Source organism: Desulfovibrio piger (genome assembly GCF_951793255.1).
Taxonomy (GTDB): domain Bacteria; phylum Desulfobacterota; class Desulfovibrionia; order Desulfovibrionales; family Desulfovibrionaceae; genus Desulfovibrio.
Genome location: NZ_OX636706.1, coordinates 138,010 through 157,734, shown reverse-complemented (window position 1 = coordinate 157,734; position 19,725 = coordinate 138,010). Strand labels below are relative to the sequence as shown.

Sequence of the window (19,725 nt, the reverse complement as noted above, 5' to 3'; positions counted from 1 at the left end):
CTCCGGGCCCGCCTGCCGGGATGTACGGTTAAGAGACGGATTCCAGGGACGCGTTACCGGTACGCCAGCCCAGCAGCAGGGTGGCCAGGCCGCCGAAGATACACAGGGCCACGATATAGCCGCACACACCGGAGAAGGACCAGGCGGCGAAGAGGTAGGGGACGATCTGCTGGGAAATGGCCACGGAGCAGCGGCCGCCGGCGATGACGACACCCGTGCCGGTATTGCGGATCTCGGTGGAATAGGACTCCGACATGTACAGGTTGAGGCACATGGCGCAGCACATGGAGACGAACTGGAAGAGGAAGTAGAGGATCATGAGCATGGTCACGTTGGTGCCCACGTTCATGTAGGCCGAGATCAGGGCGCCCACCAGCAGGATCTGGACACCGATGGAGATCTTGCGGCCACCCAGGGGGCCGACGTAACCGGAAGCGATGACGCCCAGCGGGATGCCCAGGGCGCCCACCGTGGAGATGAGCAGGGAGTCGGCCTGGGAGATGCCGATCTGCTGCAGCAGCGTGGTGTTCCAGCCCAGGAAGACGAAGGAGGGGATGTTCTGGCCGGCGGCCACGCAGAACAGCACGAGGGTGCGGTACAGATACTTCTTGTCGCCGAAGATCTTCTTGAAGGTCTGGGCAACGGTCAGCTTCTGGGCAACGGTCTTGCGGTACTGTTCGGCGACCGCGGTCAGATCGACAGGCACACCCGTGTAGGCTTCCACGACGGCCTCAGCTTCGGCCTGGCGACCATTGGCGATGAGCCAGCGGGGGGATTCCTTCATGAAGAAGTAGGCAAGCACCAGCGGGATGTAGCCGATGAGCCCTGGTAGAAGAGCCAGCGCCAGGCTTCCGGCCCCATGGGGACGACTTCCATGGCGATGAAGCCGATGAAGGGGATGGAGATATGGCCGACGCCCACGACGATGCCTGACCACTTGGAACGGTCCTGCGAGGAAATGGTCTCGGCCAGATAGGTGAAGGAGATGGCACCGGTACCAAGGACGGCAAAGCCCGTGATCACCCGCCACAGGGTGAAGGTATAGATGTTGTCCGTCATGCCGGTCAGGATCGTGGCGGTGGAGAAGGTGAAACACCCCAGCATGAAGGCCTTGCGGCGACCGAACTTGTCGGAGATGACGCCGGCAACGATGCCACCAAGCATCATGCCAAAGAAGTACAGTGACTGCGCAGGGGCAAATTCCTGCATGCCGATGCCAAAGGAACGCATGACGGAAGGCGCCACATAGCCAAGTACCATATTGTCCATCTGGTCAAAGATATAGGCCAGGACAATGATCATGAAGACTTTTATCTGTCTGTGGGACGTGGGAATGTCGTCAAAATAGTTGTTGGGACGCTTCTCTGCCATTTTCTGTTTTCCTTTTTGTCTAGGAACTATCCTCTTGAAAATTTGCAGACCAAAATAGCTGACGTGTACGCGTCTTTTTTGTCTGTCAGGACCTTGCCGAAAGAACGTCGTGCGTATGACCGCTGGGGGAGAGCGGAGTGCGCCATTGGCAAGAGAAGCAGCAAAGATTGTGCCAAAAATATTTATAAATTATTTCAAAATATTATTAAATAGTATTATACAAGTGTCCTTTTTGAATACATGAGATGTACATGATGTGTACATGTCGAGGACATGTTGCTTTTGTGGATGCCGGTCTGCAGGGTCCCCAAAGAGCCTAGCAGGATCTGCATAACCTATTAAAGCGATTTATTTGCATCAGGAGAAGAAAAAAGAGGTATTGAAAAATCAATACCTCTTTTCTTTACCTTTCGAAGAAAGGCGCCGGTACGGCATACGATAAGGAATGCTACTTATATAGACTTTCCTTTTGGCTGTATCAGGCGCTCACCAAGGATGTCATGCAGCTTATGCAGGGCCTGTTTGAAAATTCATTATCCAGACGAACATCCCCCATGGGACAGGTCTTGCCGATGAAGGTGTACTTTTGTGTCCCGAGGCGATGGTACGGAAGGGGCTCATAGCGGACCTGGGGGAAGGGACGCACCAGTTCCGCTATGGCGGTCAGCACCTCCTGCGTGTCATTGAACCCGGGGATGACCGGCGTCCGCACCAGGATGTCCTTGTGGGGGAAGCGCGTGACCAGACGCTGGAAATTCTCCAGGATGAGGCCGTTGTCCACTCCGGTGCCTTTCCGGTGTTCCGAGGGATCGATGTGCTTGATGTCGAAAATGACCGTATCCAGCAGCTCCACGGCCTGTTCCAGGCGCTCCCACGGCATGAAGCCCGTGGTCTCCACGGCTGTGGCCAGACGACGGCGGCGTGCTTCCCTCAGGAGGGCCAGAGCGAATTTTTCCTGGAACAGGGGCTCGCCGCCAGAAAGGGTGATGCCGCCGCCGGAGGTGCTGAAGAAGATCTCCTGCTTTTCCACTTCCTGGAGCACGGAATCCACGGTGCGGTGCTCACCATACACGATGGCGGCATGCGGCGGACAGGCCGCGGCACACTGGAACGCACAGTCGCGGCACAGCGTCCGGTCGATGACGGGCTTCCTGTCACTGCTGGGGCGGATGGCCTGGTGCGGGCAGGCCCCAAGGCAGCGGGTGCATTTGCCCAGACCGAGGCAGCGCCCCTCCTTGAAGGCCAGCTCCGGCCTGGGGGACCGGGATTCGGGGTTGCTGCACCAGCGGCAGGCCAGGGGACAGCCTTTCAGGAAGATATTGGAACGGATGCCGGGGCCGTCATGCACGGAATAGTGCTGGATGTTGAAAACGATGCCGGTCACTTGGGTATCTTCAGAAAACATCATTGGTTCTCCAGTTGCGGTTAGCGTTTCATTCGTCCGACAGAGCAAAGGATGCTGATCGTGCACATGGCGGCAAACATGAAGAAAGCCTGATGCATGGCCGCGAGGAGGTCGGGGATATTGCCGCTGCTGATGGGGGCGTCGCCGATATGCCAGCGGACGAGGCCCGTGGCGATCATCATGCTGCACAGCATGCCCATGGTCCTGACGGTCCCGACGAGCCCGGATGCCTGGCTCATGTGCTGCGGCGCCACCGATCCCATGATGACGACCGTGTTCGGGGCGCTGAACAGGGCGATGCTCAGCCCGTTGAGGCAGAGGATCAGGTACAGCTGCCACAGGGCCGATCCGGCATCCAGAAAAGTGCCCAGCCCCAGGCTGACGGCACCGACCCCGGCGCCGATCAGGGCGATGCGCTCGGCGCCGTGCTTGTCGGCCATGACACCGGCGATGGCCGTGAACGCCAGCTGGGCCAGCGGTTCGGCAAACAGCACGAAGCCCGCATCCCGGGCGCTGTAGCCTTTGACGTATTGCAGATACAGGCTGAAAAAGAAGGTGATGGCGAAAAGGGAACTGAACATGGCCAGGGAGGCGATGTTGCTCAGGACGAACACCCTGTTGTGGAGCAGGTGTTTGACGTCGAGAAGGGGCTCCGTCGAGGTGAGCCGCGTCTGGTGCATGCCGAACAGCACGATGCCGAGCAGCCCGGCTCCCGCACAGAAGGGGGCGACGGCGGGAGGCACGGGTCCCACGGTCCCCATGACGAAGGCCGTCATGCCGCCGGCAAAAAGGCAGAGGCCCGCCCAGTCATAGGGCGCCTCGGGCTTTTCCTTCCATTCGCGGCGGACAAAGACGCTCATGACGATGCAGGAGAACGCCCCGACGCCCCCAAGGACGCCGAAAAGGCTCCTCCAGCCAAAGGTCGTGTCCATATAGCCGCCCACCACGGGGCCCACAGCCAGGCCCAGATAAACGCTGGTCATGGTGAGGCCGAAGATGCGCCCCCGCAGGTTGGGCGGGGAACAGGCGACCATCATGGTCAGCGCGCAGGTATTGACCGTGGCCGTCCCCATGCCCTGCAGAAAGCGCAGGCCGATGACGGTCTCGATGCCGGGGCAAAAAACAGTGGCCGTGACGGCGGACGTGAGCAGCAGCATGCCGCACAGGCAGACGCGCTTGCGGCCCCACTTGTCGCCGGCCCTGCCCATGACGAGATGAAAAATGGCCAGAGCCAGGCAGTAAACGGTCCCCACAAGACCGAGCTGGGCGCCGCTGGCATGCAGTTCCCGCCCTATGGAAGGCAGCATCACGGCAACGCCGGAGTGCATGAACGGAGCTAGGAGCTGCCCCGCGATGACGGAGATGACGACGCCATGCAGCGTTCTGCGTTCTTCACGGGACATGTTGTCATAGGTTGGCGTCATAGGTTGTCCTTTGGGATGATATGCTTGAGAAGGCAGGCCCTCCTGGAGACGGGAACGGGATGCGATCCAAAAAAAATCCCGGGGGAAGCCGCCTTCCCCCGGGGACCGGTCATGGTTAGGCGATGTTCAGGAAGGCAGCGGCGTTTTCGTACATCACCTTGCGGCGGGCCTCTTCGGTCAGGCCGAAGCCCTGCATGACCTCGACCGCTTCAGCGATGTGCGTGAAGGGATGGGCACTGCCGAAGAAGACCTTGTCGGCGATGCGGTCGTTGATGTGGGGGACGTACAGGTCCATCCACATGTTCATGGTCATGTCCGAGATGTCCATGTACACGTTCTCGTTCCGGAACACGGTGGCCAGGGCCTCGTGGGGGTAGTTCCAGGCGGCGTGGCTCATGACGATGCGCAGATCCGGGAAATCGGCCGCGACGCGGTCCACGTTCACGGGGGAGGTGTGGGCCATGGAGACGCCGCGCATGGGAGCGGGGCCGGTGGTCATGATGACCGGCACGTTGAGCTCGCAGCAGACGGTGTACAGCGGATAGAACTTGGCCGAGCACACGTCCAGGTGGCAGATGTCGCCATCGATGGAGGCGCCGGCAAAACCGTCTTCCAGCACGGCCTTCTTGAAGGCATAGATGGCGTCCATGCCCTTGTAGGGATCGATGCCGTAGAAGCCGATGACTTCATTGGGGTAGGCCTTCATGGTCTCCAGGACGCCGTCGTTGGAAGAAGCGGCCTTGGAGACGGATTCGCAGTCACGGCCGTTCATGACGAACTTGACGCCGCCCAGGCTCTTGAACAGCTCCACTTCTTCGGCCAGGGTCGGGGCGGGGCCGCTGCCAAAGCCGGTCTCGGCCACAAAGCCGCCGAACACGGGATTGTTCAGGATGGAATCGACAACGGCCTTGACGCAGGGACGGAAACGAAAATCGATGAATTTCATGATGTTCTCTGGATAAAGGGTTGAGGCCCGGGCAGGGGGCTGGATCCCTGCCCGGAGTGGGGTTAATCGCAGTTTTCCTGTTCGGTACGGTCGATCAGGTCATTCTGCAGGTCAGGGGAAAGGTCGACGAAGTAGGCGCTGTAGCCCGCGATGCGGACCACGAGGTTCTTGTACTTCTGCGGATCCTTCTGGGCGGCCACGAGGGTCTCGCGGTTGATGATGTTCATCTGCAGGTGCCAGACGCGCAGGTTGATGAAGGCCCGGATCAGGTCGACCAGCTTCTTGGTCCCTTCTTCGCCTTCCACGGTCTTGGGGGCCATCTTCATGTTCAGCAGGCGGCAGGCGCGGTTGGCGGCGTTCCAGTTGGTGCTCTGGTACTGGGAGAGCAGCACGGCGGTGGGGCCGTTGCGGTCGCTGCCATGCGAGGGGGAGCTGCCGTCAGAGAGCGGCATCCAGGCTTTGCGGCCGTTGGGGGTAGCGCCGACGAACTTGCCGTGGGGCACGTTGGCCGTAACGGAGGTGGTGCGGATCTCCAGGGGCTGCACACCGTTCTTGCCGGCATAGCGGGCGGTGAAGTCCAGGGCGGACTTTTCCAGCATGCGGCCCAGGGTGTCCACTTCGAGGTCGCCGTTGCCGAAGCTCGGCGCGCCCTGCAGCAGGGCCTGGATGTCTTCCTTGCCTTCGAAGTTGCAGTCCAGGGCTTCCAGCAGTTCCTTCATGCTCAGGCGCTTCTGTTCGAAGACCAGGGTCTTGATGGCGGACAGGGAGTCCACCACGGTGCCGAAGCCGATGGCGTCGAAGAAGGCGATGTCGAGGGCGCCTTCGGGGGCCACGTCGCTGTTGAGGTCCACGCAGGAATCCATGCAGAGCGAGTGCAGGCCGGAGGCCAGGGGGCTGGCGAAGAACTTGGCGCGCGTGTGGTGGATGGTGTCCTGCAGCATGAAGGAGGACTTGATCAGGTTGTTCTGCTGCTTCACGTAGGCATCCCAGAACTCTTCCCAGGTCTTGAAGCTGCAGGGGGCGCCCGTTTCAAAGGTGAAGAGCTCGTCGCCGAACTTCTTCAGGCGGCCGTTGCGCAGCACGAGTTCCAGGGCCGCGCCCAGGTTCACCTGCGTGCCGGGGCTCATGTAGGATTCGCGGTTGATCAGGCGGGTCTCGTTGCAGCCGCTGACCACGTAGTCGAACACTTCGCTGGCCGGGGCGCCCTTGGCCAGCATGCGGGGGATCAGCTCCTCGTCATTGAGCAGCTTGGGATAGCCCTGCCCCTGCTTGATGGTCTCGGCCACGTCCCACAGGAGGCGCTGCGGCGTACGCGCGTGGACGCGCACGGCCAGGTCGGGATAGTGGGTGGGGAACTCGCGCTTGGACTTGAGCAGCAGGTAGGTCAGCTCATTGGTGGCATCCAGGCCTTCGGTGGTCTGGCCGCCGATGGTCACGGCCTCCCAGTGGGCAAAACCGGCCTGGGTGTCCATGACGCCGGGGGACAGGGGCAGTTCGATGAACTGGGCCATCTGGCACCACATGCAGCCCAGGATCTCCAGGGCCTTCTTCTCGTCCAGGATGCCGGCCTTGATGTCCTGACGGTAGTAGGAGATGAGCTGCTGGTCCATGCGGCCGTTGGAGATGATGCAGCCCGTGCGCTGTTCCAGGCGGGAGAAGGCCTGGGCGAACCAGTGGGACTGCACGGCTTCATGGAAGGTGCGGGCGGGATGTTCGGGCACCCATTCGCAGCGTTCGGCGATCTCCAGCAGTTCCTGCTTGCGGACAGGATCTTTTTCCGCCACGGCCTTTTCACGGGCCAGGGCAGCATGGCGGTGGGCAAAGACCACCACCGCGTCGCAGACCAGGGCCACGGCTTCCAGGAAGGGGCGCTTGTACAGCTGGTCAGCGGGGTTCTCGGGGTCCAGGGCCTCCAGGCGGCGCATGGCGTCGGCCTTCACGCCCGCAAAGCCCAGCTTCAGCACTTTGTCGAAGTCCAGCACCCACTGCAGGCTGGAACGCAGCGAGGAAGACTCGGAAACGATGTAGCGGGGCGAGAGGCCCTCGGCATCGGAATAGGCATTGTGGCGGCAGAATTCCGGCATGTTCTGGAACAGGGCGTGATGGTAGGTCTTGCCCTTCCAGTAGGAGCCGATCTCGCCGAGGAGGACGGGGATGTTTTCCTTGTCGATGCGGATCGGCGGGTTCTCGCGCGTGGCGAAGTCAGCCAGGACACCTTCATAGAAGTCGCCGTCCAGTTCGGGATAGACGATGCCGTAGCGCCCCTTGTCGGTGCCCAGACGGCCCACGATGAGCTGGGTATCTTCGATATAGACGGGCATCTTCTGGGCCACGTTCATCAGGGCCTTGGCCCAGCGCAGGGTCAGGTGCTGGCCTTCCGTCTGCTTCATGGATTCGGTGAAATAGCGGGCGCGCTCGATGTCGACATAGGGCGGAGTGCAGTCAAAGGACTCCAGCATGTCGATGACGCGGGGGTTGTCCTTGCGGAACCGGTTGGGCTTGCCTTCGGCAGCTTCGCGGATCCACGCTTCTTGCTGACTTTCACAGCAGCAGCAATTCATCATGACACATCTCCTTGCATAGAAGTGAAATTTGTCCCACTTAATGCACAGGACATGCCAAATATAAAAAAACGAGAGTTTTTAGCCTGTTATATTTTGGTCTGCTTGTTGCTTGTGAAGAAAGGAGCACATGCGGGCGGCGCGGAAAGGCCGTGAGGACATGCTGATATGTCCAAATACAGGACATGTGCTTTCTTTGTGGACAATGTCCGGTGTTTGTGGTGTCCTGTTTCAGGTCATATAAACCGGTCGTCAACCTTGAGCGAGGTCTTTGTGGGGAAAACTATCGATTATCGTGATGCGGCGTACTGGAAGGATATCGTCAAGGCAAAGCAGGCATTCCTGGCAGGGGATCAGGCTGCGGCGGAAGGACGGGTGCGTCCTCTTGTCCTGGAGTCGTGGAAACGCTGTCTTCCTTTCCTGGGGACGAAACTGGCCAAAAAAAGGACATGCCTCGAGCAGAGCGCCCTGACCCATGTCATGCAGCAGAACAGGGAACTGCTGGCCTGTGCCATCCCCGTCATCGAATACCTGAACACCATCCTGGGCAGTTCCTCCACCGTCGTCCTGCTCACCAGCGGCGACGGGGTGCTGCTGCACAAGCATGTGGGGACGAAGAGCCGCGCGGCGGCGGCCCTGCTTTCCCTGGGGATGCTGATGGGGGAAGAATACGAGGGGACCACCAGCACGGCCTTGTGCCTGCGCGAACAGAGTGTGGTGGAGCTGTTCGGAGCAGAGCATCTCATCCGGGAGGAAGAAGACCTGTGCTGCATCTCGGCGCCCATCTTTGGCGGCAAGCGGCGCATGCTGGGGGTGCTGACCATCGCCCTGCCGCTGGAGCTCTATCATCTGCATACCTCGGGCATGGTCCTGATGGCTGCCAAGGACATCAGTGACCAGCACCATCTGCATGACCTGCTGAGCGACCAGGAGGCCATCCTGGAACAGGTGGACACCGGGATCGTCGTCCTGGACAAGAACGGGGGGATCAAGGCCGCCAACTGCACCGGCCGGAGCATGCTCCACATCTCGCCGCCGCCTGCGCCCCTGGGCAACATCAATGATGTGCTGGGGAGCGCCGAGTCCCTGCTGATGATGATCCAGTCCCGCAAGAACATCCGGGACAGGGAGTGCTTTTTCAATCTGACGGACGGCGGATCGCTGCAATGCATGCTGTCCGCAGCGCCCATCCCCAACGACAAGGGCATGGTCCTCTTCCTCCATGAGGCCAGCAAGGCGCAGCGGCTTGCCGCCCACAGCGTGGGGGCCAAGGCGATCTATACGTTCTCCAGCATCATCGGCGAGTCCCCCAGCCTGCAGAAGGCCATCGAACTCAGCAAGGTCGCCTCGCACAGCAACATCACGACCCTCATCCTCGGGGAGAGCGGCACCGGCAAGGAACTGTTCGCCCATGCCATCCACAATGCCAGCGCCCGCAAGAATGCGCCTTTTGTGGTCGTCAATTGCGGCGCCCTGCCCCGAGACCTCATCCAGAGCGAGCTGTTCGGCTATGACCCCGGGGCGTTCACCGGCGCGCAGAAGCAGGGCAAGCCGGGCAAGTTCGAACTGGCGGAAGGGGGGACCATCTTCCTGGACGAGATCGGCGACATGCCGCTGGAGGCCCAGATCAACCTGTTGCGCGTCATCCAGAACAAGGAAGTGAGCCGTATCGGCGGCAAGTTCTCCCGGCCGATCGACGTCCGCATCATCGCCGCGACCAACAAGCGCCTGCAGCAGAGCGTGCGCGACGGCTCGTTCCGGGAGGATCTGTTCTACCGCCTGAGCGTGCTGACCATCGACGTCCCGCCCCTGCGGGAAAGGCAGCAGGACGTCATGCTGCTGGCGGAATCTTTCCTCCGGGCCGGCGTGCAGGCCATCCACAAGCCATGCCGGGGGTTCTCGGCAGAAGTCGCCGAGATCTTCAGCCGTTATCCCTGGCCGGGGAACGTGCGGGAACTGGAGAATATCGTGGAGCGTTCCCTCAACATCGCCCGCGGGGATACCATAGAGCGGGAAGACCTGCCGCTTTCCCTTCTGGAACGGGAAGACGAGGATCTGGGCGGCAGGAACAGGTGGCAGGCCGCGCCCGCTCCCGGCAATGTCCCGGCCGCGGTCCTTCCCGGCAGGGACACGGGCCGGGGAGGGACCCTGCAATCCCGCGAAGTGGAGATCCTGCTGGATGTCCTGAAGGCCAACGGGGGCAATATGCGCAAGACGGCCCAGGAGCTGGGCATCGCCCGGAGCGCCCTGTATGCCAAGCTGCACCGGATGGGTATCGACATCGCGGCCCTGAGATCGGGCAGATGATCCGGGAAAGGAGGCCTGCCTTCGGGCATGCCTCCCTTCCCGGCAGGGTGGGCAGGCCGGGACGCGTGCCGCATCCCGGAACAAAAAAGGCGGCCAGTGGGCTGGCCGCCTGAACAGACCGGAGGAGGGCCTGCTTAGAAGGTATATGTGAAGCCGGCGGTGATGTTCCAGGCATCGCGGACGTCGTCATTGCGTCCGTTGATGCGGCTCTGTCCCCAGACGTCATCGCTCTTGTCGAGCCACAGGGCCATGTAGGAGAAGTCCAGGCTGAACTTGAGGTTTTCGTAGATCTGGTAGTCGTTCTTGATGCCGCATTCCAGGATGGTGTCATTGCGGGTCAGATACATGGTGTCCATGCCCATGATGGTCTGGCCGTCGTAGTTGTTGGGGGACATCCAGACGCCCGTCTTTTCATGGATGGACTTGAGGATGCCCGGGTCGTTGCTGCCGCCGATGAGGTTGACGCGCAGGTGGTGCTTCAGCTTGTCCATGAAGCTCAGGTCGCGGATGCGCAGGCCGACGCCCCAGGTGCCCGCCATGGAGCGGCCGATGAGGCAGTCTCGGTCGCTGCCGGGACGGCTGCCGTAAAAGGCGTAGGTGGCAAAGGAATTGCCCATTTCGTCAACGGATGTGTAGGGAAGGCGTTCCGAGCCGTTCCCCAGGTCGTCGTCATCGCCGGATGCGTACCAGCCGACGATGCCGGGGATGCCCCAGTCCAGCTTGTATTCCAGCAGTACCGAGGCCAGCCAGCCGCGGCGGCTGGCGGCGCCGTCGTCGTAGGTGACGGAGCCGTAGTTGAAGTCCCAGGCCAGGCGGAAGGGATCGAAGGCCGTGACCTCGCCGGTCAGGCCGGCCCAGAAGGCCGTGCCGTAGCCGGTGAGCTTGTTGCTGTGGAAACCGTAATTGAGCGCCGTCAGGTTGGGCACGAAATAGCAGTTGGCGATGTTGGTCAGGTAGCCGTCCTGCGTGCGGAAGGCATTGGGGCCGATCATGCCGCCCATGACCCAGGGCGTGATGCGGGCACCTTCAAAGGTGAGCGGCAGCACAAGCCCGAAAAAGTCCACGTTATCCATGAAATTCTGCTTGTTGTTGGGCGCATCGTCGTCGCTGCCGAGAAAATTGTCGTTGTAGGCACGGGCCCAGAAGGCGGTGAGGCCCACATTGTCATTGAAGGTGTAGCTGGCCGTGATGCCGGCCACGTCGGAACCCATGACCTGGGAGTCCGTGGCAAATCCGGGCAGGTTGATGGCCTGGATGCCCATGCGCAACTTCAGATCGGTCTCCGGAACACGCCAGTCGATATAGGCATGCTTGAGGCGGACCATGTTGGAGTCAGATCCCAGCTGACCGCCTGTGGAGGCCTGGCCCCAGCGGTGCTTGCCGATCTCGAAGTGCACCGTGCCGGAAAGGTTATCGGAAGCAACGGCATCCAGCTGGATGCGCCAGCGCTGCAGGGCTTCGAAGTTGTCAAAGCCCTTGGCATAGCCTGTCGATCCGTTGCCCCCCGTCATGTTCCCGTTCTGTCCGTAGTCGAAAAGGCTGATCCATCTGCCTTTTATTTTGAAGTCGACAGCATTGGCCTGCGCAGCTATGCCAAGAAGCAGACAGGCCGTCAGCGCTATTCTTGCAAATTTCTTCATACTTCCTCCCGAACATTACAATATCTTTGATAGACAACTTCTTTTGCGATTTTCCCCCATCATGATGCATCAACAGAGTTTTTTGCGTACACAAACAAATGCTGACGCATCCATGACATATTCGCAAAAGAGACGGTAACGGAGAAAATCTTCTTCCATGCCCCTCCGCATGCAGCGGATACATGGAAGAGAAAAACTCCCGGCTCGCTTGTTCATAAAATAGCAAGTTGCGTACCATCGAAAAAAATAAATTATTTCAATAAGATAATTTTTTAAGTGGAAAATATGTCCTGAGCATGTACAAGAAATGTCCTCAAAAAGAACAAACATGTTCTCTTTGAGGACATTTGTCCTGTCCCAGGCATGCGCAGGAACAAGCTTGTGAAGAGGGAGTCTTGGTATAAAAAAGGTTATATCTTTAAAAGGATTTTTCCAAAAAAGATCTTAATGCCTCCAAAAAAGCTTCATTATCTTCTTTTGTCCCTATACTTATCCTGAGTTTGTCAGGCATCCCGTAGCTTGAAAGCGGACTGATGATGATACCGCACTGCAAAAGATGCTCAAAACATGAGGAAGCATCGTATCCTTCAGGCAGACGTATCATGAGGAAGTTTGCTTCACTCGGCCAGACATCACATCCCAAAAGTCGCAATCCTTCTGTCAGCCGACACCGTCCGGAGCGTATGCACTCCAGGGTGGCCCTGCGAAATTCGCTGTCCCGGAGCACGGCCAGCCCGGCTTTTTCCGCAAGAGAGTTGACCGAGAACGGCAGCCGGGCCCTCCAGTAGAACCCGGCCAGTTCGGCAGGCAGCACCCCGTATCCCAGACGCAGCCCGGCCAGTCCGTAACTTTTGGAGAAAGTCCTGAGGATGGCCACATTGGCGGGCAAATCTCCCGAAGCCAGCAGGGAAAAGCGGGAGGTATCCCCGCAGGAAGCGCCCGCAAAGTCCATGTAGGCCTCGTCCACCACCAGCAGGCAGCGGGGAAAATGTCTTTCCAGCTGTTCTGCCAGACGGCGCATGGCCGTCAGGGGCGGGCAGTAGCCGGAGGGATTGTCCGGCGTCGTCACGAAGACGAGACGGGTCCTGGCATCCACCAGGGAAAACAGGGCATCGAGGTCGAAACTGTAGTCAGGGGAAAGGGGGCAGCGACGCGTCTCCACCCCGCAGATCCTGGCCTGTATGGGATACAGGCTGAAGCAGGGCTCGAAGCAGACCACGGAATGTTTGCCCGGTACGGCCAGCATGCGGATCAGCATGTCGATGATCTCGTCAGAGCCGTTGCCGACGACGATGCGCTCCGGGGAGACATGGTGCGCACGGGCCAGGGCTTCCCGCAGCGCGGGATTGCCGCCCTGCGGATAGCGGAAGGCCTCTTCCAGACTGGTGGCGAGCACCTTTCGTACCAGCGGCGATACCCCCAGCGGGTTTTCGTTGCTGGCCATCTTGATGACACGGGAAAGCCCGTAGCGCTCCCTGACCTCGGCAATGGACATGCCGGGAACATAGGCGCTCAGGCTGGCTATCTCCGGGCGTACGGCACAGGTGTACATGGCGTCTCCTCATGGCATGGAAGTTTCCCTGCCGCCGTATCGCAGTGGGCGCAGGGGCGCCGCCCGTATGGCGGCCGGATACCGCGAGGGGAAATGCAAATCCTGTGCAAGGTCGCGGCCGGGGGCTGCGGTGCGGCCTGTATGCATCCTGCCGGCTGTTGCAGCGCCTTTGCCGGCTTCCGGCAACAGCCGCTTTTCGTCCGATGCATGGGCAGGACAGAGCGGCCGGCAGCAGGTAAAAGCATCACGAGTGTGGCACGCAGCTTGCATTAAAAATCTGCCAATACAAAGAGACTGTTCCCGGATGGAACCCAGATATGGCAGATGGAGCAATGCAATGAAGATACTGCGACTCGATATGCGCACAGGAAACAGCAGCTATGAGGATGCAGACGAAACGTATCCCATGCTCGGCGGCAGGGGCCTGATAGCGGCTCTTTTGCTGAAGGAGATCGATCCCGCATGCGACCCGCTGGGGGACGACAACAAACTGGTGATCTGCAACGGCCTGATGGCGGGGACCCTGGCGGCCACGTCCGGGCGCCTTTCCCTTGGCGGCAAAAGTCCGCTCACAGGCACCATCAAGGAGGCGAACGCCGGGGGATCGCCGGTCTTGCCATGGCCAAGCTGGGGCTGCGTGCCCTTGTGGTCTCCGGCAGTGCCGACGGTATGCGGGTCCTGGTCGTCGGCCAGGATCATGTCCGCCTGGATGATGCCGACGGGCTGGCCATGCAGGGGACATACAGGACCTGCGAGCTGTTGCGCAGCCGCTACGGGGAGGGCATCTCCATCGTCTGTATCGGTCCTGCCGGAGAGCGGCGGTACCTCAACTCCTCGGTGCAGGTCACGGACAGGGAGGGGCATCCTTCACGGGCTGCGGCCCGGGGCGGTCTGGGGGCCGTCATGGGCCGCCGGGGGCTCAAGGCCGTCGTTTTCCTGGAGGGGAACCAGCGTCCCGCCATGAAAGACGCCGCCCGCTTCCGCGCAGCCAGCAAGGCCTATATGAAAGCTTTGCGCGAGCACCCCATGACGGGGTCCGTCCTGCCCCGTTTCGGCACGGCATCCCTGGTGACGGTCATCAACGAGATGGGGGCCATGCCCACACGCAATTACCGGACCGGCAGGTTCGAAGGCGCGGACGGCCTGTCCGGGGAGCGCATGCAGGCCCTGCAGCAGGCCCGCGGCGGCCAGATGACCCATGCCTGCCAGGTGGGGTGCCCCATCGCCTGCTCCAATGTTTATCATGGCCCTGATGGTGAGTACCTGACTTCGGGGATGGAATACGAGACCATCGCGCTCAACGGCTCCAACCTTGATGTGGCGGACCTGGATACGGTCGCGGCGGTGGACCGGCTGTGCGACGATACCGGGCTCGATACCATGGAGACCGGGGCCACCATCGCCATGGCCATGGAAGCCGGGCTCCTTCCCTACGGTGACTCGGCCGGCATCCTCGACATGATCCGCCAGATGCGGGACGGGACGGTGCTGGGCCGGGAGCTGGCCGAGGGGACGGAACGCTTCGGCAAGCGATACGGGGTGCGGCGCATCCCTGTCGTCAAGCGTCAGGCGCTGGCGGGCTATGATCCGCGGGCGCTGAAGGGCACGGGCGTCACGTGCGCCACGTCGCCCATGGGCGGTGACCATACCGCGGGCAATACCATCGGCATGCCGGGGCTGGATCCCCTGGGGACTGCCGGACAAGTGGAGGCTTCGCGGGCCGCCCAGACGCTGATGGCCGTCTTCGACAGCCTCGGGATGTGCATCTTTTCGGCCATGCCCTCGGAGGATGCGGCTGTCTTCGGCCTTGTGGGCGAGATGCTGGCCGGGGTCTACGGCGGCAGCTGGACGCCGGACGACGTGCTGGCGCTGGGACGGCAGACGCTGGAGAACGAAAAGCGCTTCAATGCCGGCGCGCATATAGACGCCTCCGAGGACGATGTCCCGGCCTTCATGCGGGAAGAAGCCCTGCCGCCGCATGACAGCGTGTTCGACATCCCGCGGGAACAGCTGGCATCGACGCTCGATTTCAGCGCGGGACAGCGGGGGTAGTCGTATGCAGGCAAGATTCGGCAGTCGTACGGCAGACCTCGTCTGCATGGGGGGCATCGCGTTCTGCGCCCTGGTCCTTTTGTGTTCCGAGAGCGTCATGGAGGCCTACACCTCCATGACGGCGGGGCATCCTTTCTTCATGGGCTTTTGCAAGTTCGCCTTGCTGGCGACCCTGGGCGAATGCCTGGCACTGCGGTTGACCAAAGGGGTCTATATGACGGCCGGCTTCGGCCTCATCCCCCGCGCCGTGGTGTGGGGCTGCCTGGGGGTCGCCATCTCGGCAGCCTTCATGATCTTTTCTGCGGGAGCGCCGGTCATCCTGCACCTGCTCGGCATGGAAGCGGCGGAACAGGCCCTTTCCGGCCCGCTGGGCACGACGAAGATCCTGACGGCGTTTTCCGTCAGCCTGACGATGAACACCATGTTCGCTCCCATCATGATGATCGCGCACAAGGTGGCTGACCTGCACATCGCCCAGTATCAGGGGCGTCTGGCCTGCCTCTGGAATGCTCCGCAGACCGGCAGGCTCCTGCAGTCCGTGGACTGGAACAGCTTCTGGAAAAACGTGCTGTGCCGCTCCCTGCTCTGGTTCTGGATCCCGGTCCATACCGTGACGTTCCTGTTGCCCCCGTCCTTCCGTGTCCTGTTCGCGGCTGTCCTGGGAGCGATCCTGGGGCTGCTGCTGGCCCTGTTGTCCTCAAAGCAGACGGAGGCCGCATAGCGCACGCCGGTTCCCCGAAGGACGGACCGGGGCGATCCCTCCTTGTGGCAGGAGAGCGCCCCCGTGCGTCCGGTATCCCCATCCTTGCATGGGGACAGGGGAAAGGCCTGCCGGACGTACAAAAAAGCCCGCCGGAGTCTTCTCCGGCGGGCTTTCTATCGTTCTTTGCCGCCATGGCGCTCTCGTGCGGGACGGCCTGTCCCCCTGTTCCCCGGGGGGAGCGGCGAAGGCGTGAAGAGCCCCTTTTCCTTCCCGCCATCCTGCAAGCCGCGGCAGAGCGGGAAGACGGGGGAAGGGCAGGGGAGACGTGCTCCCGTTTCCTCAGCCCTCCAGCCCTTTCAGCTTTTCGTGCAGCAGGGCGGCCCTGGAAGCCCCGATGCCGGGCAGGCGGCGCAGATCGTCCACACTGGCGGCCCGCATGGCCTCCAGACTGCCGAAGGTCTCCCAGAGCAGGCGTGCCGTGGCCGGGCCGATGCCGGGCAGGCGCATGAGCTCGCCGGAAAGGGCGGCCTGACCGCGCGCCTTGCGGTGACGGCCGATGGCGAAACGGTGCGTGGCGTCACGCACGTTCTGCAAAAAGAGCAGCTCCGCGCAGCCTTCGCGCAGGGGCAGGGGATTGCTGCGGCCGGGCAGGAAGATGCGGTCGGCCACATTGCCCGCGCGCCGGTCGGCATGGCCAGCCTCGTCCCGGGCCTTGGCGATGGCCGCCAGCGGGAAGAAATCGGCCTTGCCCGCATCGGCCAGGGCGCGTTCCACCACGGCCAGCTGGCTGCGGCCCCCGTCGATGAGCATCAGGTCGGGCCAGGGCGGGCCGCTTTCCAGACGCCGGGCCACCCAGGCATAGAGCGTGCCGTAATCGTCGCCGCCGTCGGGCATGGCATAGGCCCGGTACTGGTCGGGGCTGGGGCGGCCGTCCTCATAGACAACCATGCCCACGCGGGTCTGGCGGCCGCCGGTATGGGACACGTCCACGCATTCGATGCGCCGGGGCGCGCCCGGCAGGTGCAGGGCCCGCGCCAGCCGTTCCGGCAGGGGCGTTTCCTCCAGCTTTTCGCGCCGCCGGGCCTCTTCGCGGGCATTGGACTGGGCCACGTCCACCAGACGGTTGTCGGCCGGGTTCTGCGGCGCCACCAGCCGCACCGGGCCGCCGCGCCGTTCGGAAAGGGCCTGTTCCAGCAGGCTGCGCTCGTCGGGGGCCCCGTCCGTGCCGCCGTCTTCCCCGTCAGCCTCCTGCACGGCTGCGGGCAGCCAGGGCAGCAGGATGCGCGGCGGCGGGGTGAGCTGTTCGTAATACTGGCCCACGAAGGAAAAGAGCAGCTCCGGCGCGTCGTCGAAGGTCAGGCCCGGCCAGTAGAAGGCCCGGCCGTCGGTCATGGCGCCGCCGCGTACGAAGACCAGCCCCAGGGCCAGGCCCCGCTCCGCCTGGAACAGTCCCAGCACGTCCATGTCGCCGCCGCCGGGCAGGACCGTGGCCTGCCGTTCCACGGTCTTTTCCACGGCGCGGATCTGGTCGCGCAGCACGGCGGCCTGTTCGAATTCCAGGGCTTCCGCAGCGGCTTCCATGCGGCTGTGCAATTCCTTGAGCAGGGGGTCGGCCTTGCCCTGCAAAAGGTCACAGACGCGGCGCACGCCTTCGAAATAGTCCTCGGCCGTGACCAGGCCCATGCAGGGGGCCGGGCACTGGCCCATATGATGGTAAAGGCAGGGGCGCACGCGGTTCTTCATGGCCCGGTCGGAGCAGCGGCGCAGGGGAAAGGCCCGGTGCAGCAGCTTCCAGGTCTCGCGGGCGGCCAGCGAGGACGTGAAGGGCCCGAAATAGCGGGCCCCGTCGCGCCGGGCCTTGCGCACCACCTCCAGCCGGGGGAAGGGGTGCTTGATGTTCACGCGGAAGAGCACGTACTGCTTGTCGTCGCGCAGCACGATATTGTAATGCGGCCGGTATTTCTTGATGAGGCTGGCTTCCAGCAGCAGGGCTTCCTTTTCCGTGGTGGTGGTCAGGAATTCGATGCTCTGCGCGTGGGCCAGCATGGCTTTGGTCTTGGCGGGCAGGCCTTCGGGGCGAAAATAGGAGAGCACGCGGCGGCGCAGGATGCGCGCCTTGCCCACATAGATGACCTGGCCTTTGCCGTCCCGGTACAGGTAGACACCGGGCGAGAGGGGGATGGAAGAAGGATCGGGTTTCTGCATGGCCCCATGCTACAGGCGGGCGCGGAGCAGGGCAAGCCGCGGGCCGGGGCTGGGGAGCAGGAAGCCCCCTTCCCGCTCCCGTCACAGGATGCCGGCCTACGGGCAGCTGATGACGCCCTCGGACCAGAGGCAGCCGCCACAGGTGGGGGCATCGTTGCCGTAACAGTCGGTAAGGCCCTGTTCCCAGTTCTCGCACAGGCTGCACCGGTAGCAGGGCGAGAACTCGAAATTGCGCACCCGGCGGCGAAAGTCGGCATAGTCCGGGGCGTTCCAGATCTCGTCCAGGCCCTGTTCCGCCAGATCGCCGAAAAAGTGGCTGCGGGTCTCGCGCTGCTTCTGGCGCCAGTAAAGGGTGGCATTGCGCAGCAGGGACATGCAGGGGCTGACATGGCCGTCGAACTTGACGAAGGCCATGCCCTCGTCGATGAAGCGGCAGTGCCGGGCCGCCCGGCTGACGCGCTGGCCGGAAAGGTAGACGCTGCACATGGAGGTGGAGAGCAGGCTGCGCAGGCCTTCCTGGGCCGCCGGGTCCTGCCAGTCCATGAGCGGCAGGTGGATGCGCGGCGAACTTTCCATGGGCGCGGGATCGCCCAGGCCCCAGTCCACCACGTTGTTGTAGAGCACTTCCGAGGCCGTATGCTCGTCCGTGGGGATGACGTTGGAGATGTTGACCTCGTTCACCTTGTAGTAGGTGGAGAAATAGGGCAGCAGGGCCAGCTCGTGGGCATTGCTCTTCATGACCACGAAGGCCACGCCCAGACGCACGGTCCTGTCCAGACGGGCGCGCTGGCGGTTGAACTCCACGATATGTTCCTTGACCAGCGCCAGCTGGCTGTTGCGGCGGATCTGCGCATAGCGGCCGTCGTCCAGTGCGTCGATGGACAGCCAGAGCATGTCCAGACCGGCATCCAGCAGCTCGGCCGTGCGCCGGGCATCCAGCAGGGTCCCGTTGCTCAGCAGCTCCACGCGTTTGCCCAGCGAGGAGGCCGTGCGCACCATCTCCACGATGTCCGGGTGGGCCAGGGGCTCGCCCATGCCGCCGAAAAAGACGGTCTCCACGCTGTCGGGCATGGTCGTCATGGCCTTGCGGAAGGTCTCCGGCCGCATGTCGCCGATGATCTCGTTCTTCCAGCTGTTGCGGAAACACATCTTGCAGCGCAGATTGCAGCGCGCTGTGGGTTCTATGTAGAGCTTTTTCAGACAGTCATCGGACGGCATGGACTTCTCCTGCTGTGCGCGGGCCGGGAAGGCGGGCGCCGGTTGGGCGACGGTCCTTCCGACATAGCACAGTCCGGGCAAAAGGTCGATGCGGCACGCTCCGGGACGCGGATGTTGTTCCTTTTGGCACATGCGGCGGGCAGGGAGAGGGCAAATGCCATGGGACGGGTCTCCGCAGCCGTGGCCACAGGCGGACTGCGGGAACTCGCCGGGCACCGCAGCACGCGCGCCCCCTTTGGGGACAACGGCTGTCCCTTCTTTCCGGCAGGGGACAGCCCGTCTCCTTCGCCCGCGTCGGGGAGGTCTGCGGGGCGGCGGGCGTGGCGTCCCGTCAGCTATTG

At 62.4% G+C, this 19,725-nt stretch carries 11 protein-coding genes and 2 pseudogenes; 4 read left to right on the top strand and 9 right to left on the bottom strand.

Translation table 11 applies throughout. The annotated features are described in order from the left end of the window. Positions 1-28: 28 nt before the first annotated feature. The 5 genes and pseudogenes from Q4I12_RS00760 to hpsG form a co-directional block, all read right to left on the bottom strand. Positions 29-1,260: pseudogene (locus Q4I12_RS00760) on the bottom strand (MFS transporter). Positions 1,261-1,849: 589 nt separating this feature from the next. Then, the gene (locus Q4I12_RS00755) at positions 1,850-2,779 is read right to left on the bottom strand and encodes a glycyl-radical enzyme activating protein (protein ID WP_302260044.1); all 930 of its coding nucleotides are present in this window, start codon (positions 2,777-2,779) and stop codon (positions 1,850-1,852) included. 17 nt (positions 2,780-2,796) lie between these two features. Beyond that, the gene (locus Q4I12_RS00750) at positions 2,797-4,200 is read right to left on the bottom strand and encodes an MFS transporter (RefSeq protein WP_302260042.1); all 1,404 of its coding nucleotides are present in this window, start codon (positions 4,198-4,200) and stop codon (positions 2,797-2,799) included. 115 nt (positions 4,201-4,315) lie between these two features. Next, positions 4,316-5,146, bottom strand: coding sequence for an amidohydrolase family protein (locus Q4I12_RS00745; protein ID WP_204625086.1), 831 nt, complete (start codon positions 5,144-5,146; stop codon positions 4,316-4,318). 62 nt (positions 5,147-5,208) lie between these two features. Next, positions 5,209-7,710 (bottom strand): (2S)-3-sulfopropanediol dehydratase, encoded by a 2,502-nt coding sequence (hpsG, locus tag Q4I12_RS00740; protein ID WP_302260040.1) that lies wholly within the window; start codon positions 7,708-7,710, stop codon positions 5,209-5,211. Between the two features lie 270 nt (positions 7,711-7,980). On the opposite strand from hpsG, the gene Q4I12_RS00735 reads away from it, so the two are divergent. Further along, positions 7,981-10,014: a sigma-54-dependent Fis family transcriptional regulator gene (locus Q4I12_RS00735; RefSeq protein ID WP_302260039.1), complete on the top strand. Its 2,034-nt coding sequence runs from the start codon at positions 7,981-7,983 to the stop codon at positions 10,012-10,014. Positions 10,015-10,148: 134 nt separating this feature from the next. Here Q4I12_RS00735 and Q4I12_RS00730 read toward each other — a convergent pair whose 3' ends face one another. After that, positions 10,149-11,654, bottom strand: a complete 1,506-nt coding sequence (locus Q4I12_RS00730; protein ID WP_302260038.1) for an outer membrane homotrimeric porin — start codon at positions 11,652-11,654, stop codon at positions 10,149-10,151. A 418-nt stretch (positions 11,655-12,072) separates the two neighbouring features. Then, a complete protein-coding gene (hisC, locus tag Q4I12_RS00725) occupies positions 12,073-13,206 on the bottom strand; it encodes a histidinol-phosphate transaminase (RefSeq protein WP_302260037.1) in 1,134 nt (377 codons plus the stop codon). Here hisC and Q4I12_RS13915 point away from each other — a divergent pair. From Q4I12_RS13915 to Q4I12_RS00715, 3 genes and pseudogenes are all read left to right on the top strand, one after another. Continuing rightward, positions 13,205-14,082: pseudogene (locus tag Q4I12_RS13915) on the top strand (aldehyde ferredoxin oxidoreductase N-terminal domain-containing protein); the annotation flags it as partial. The gene hisC and the pseudogene Q4I12_RS13915 sit on opposite strands and share 2 nt — an antisense overlap. A gap of 27 nt (positions 14,083-14,109) precedes the next feature. Continuing rightward, complete coding sequence (locus tag Q4I12_RS00720) at positions 14,110-15,258, top strand: aldehyde ferredoxin oxidoreductase C-terminal domain-containing protein (protein WP_367891476.1); 1,149 nt, start codon at positions 14,110-14,112, stop codon at positions 15,256-15,258. A 4-nt stretch (positions 15,259-15,262) separates the two neighbouring features. Continuing rightward, positions 15,263-15,979, top strand: coding sequence for a hydrolase (locus Q4I12_RS00715; protein ID WP_204625092.1), 717 nt, complete (start codon positions 15,263-15,265; stop codon positions 15,977-15,979). A 321-nt stretch (positions 15,980-16,300) separates the two neighbouring features. Here Q4I12_RS00715 and uvrC read toward each other — a convergent pair whose 3' ends face one another. Further along, positions 16,301-18,166, bottom strand: a complete 1,866-nt coding sequence (gene uvrC / locus Q4I12_RS00710) for an excinuclease ABC subunit UvrC (protein ID WP_297160232.1) — start codon at positions 18,164-18,166, stop codon at positions 16,301-16,303. A gap of 96 nt (positions 18,167-18,262) precedes the next feature. Next, on the bottom strand, positions 18,263-19,384 hold the full coding sequence (locus Q4I12_RS00705) for a radical SAM protein (RefSeq protein WP_302260032.1): 1,122 nt from the start codon (positions 19,382-19,384) through the stop codon (positions 18,263-18,265). Positions 19,385-19,725 lie beyond the last annotated feature (341 nt).

Excerpts from the sequence above, each read along its gene's own strand:
- Q4I12_RS00715 (WP_204625092.1), top strand. The coding sequence starts at position 15,263 with ATGCAGGCAAGATTCGGCAGTCGTACGGCAGACCTCGTCTGCATGGGG.
- Q4I12_RS00755 (WP_302260044.1), bottom strand. The coding sequence starts at position 2,779 with ATGATGTTTTCTGAAGATACCCAAGTGACCGGCATCGTTTTCAACATC.
- Q4I12_RS00705 (WP_302260032.1), bottom strand. The coding sequence starts at position 19,384 with ATGCCGTCCGATGACTGTCTGAAAAAGCTCTACATAGAACCCACAGCG.
- hisC (WP_302260037.1), bottom strand. The coding sequence starts at position 13,206 with ATGTACACCTGTGCCGTACGCCCGGAGATAGCCAGCCTGAGCGCCTAT.
- Q4I12_RS00750 (WP_302260042.1), bottom strand. The coding sequence starts at position 4,200 with ATGACGCCAACCTATGACAACATGTCCCGTGAAGAACGCAGAACGCTG.
- uvrC (WP_297160232.1), bottom strand. The coding sequence starts at position 18,166 with ATGCAGAAACCCGATCCTTCTTCCATCCCCCTCTCGCCCGGTGTCTAC.
- Q4I12_RS00720 (WP_367891476.1), top strand. The coding sequence starts at position 14,110 with ATGGGCCGCCGGGGGCTCAAGGCCGTCGTTTTCCTGGAGGGGAACCAG.
- Q4I12_RS00745 (WP_204625086.1), bottom strand. The coding sequence starts at position 5,146 with ATGAAATTCATCGATTTTCGTTTCCGTCCCTGCGTCAAGGCCGTTGTC.
- Q4I12_RS00730 (WP_302260038.1), bottom strand. The coding sequence starts at position 11,654 with ATGAAGAAATTTGCAAGAATAGCGCTGACGGCCTGTCTGCTTCTTGGC.
- hpsG (WP_302260040.1), bottom strand. The coding sequence starts at position 7,710 with ATGATGAATTGCTGCTGCTGTGAAAGTCAGCAAGAAGCGTGGATCCGC.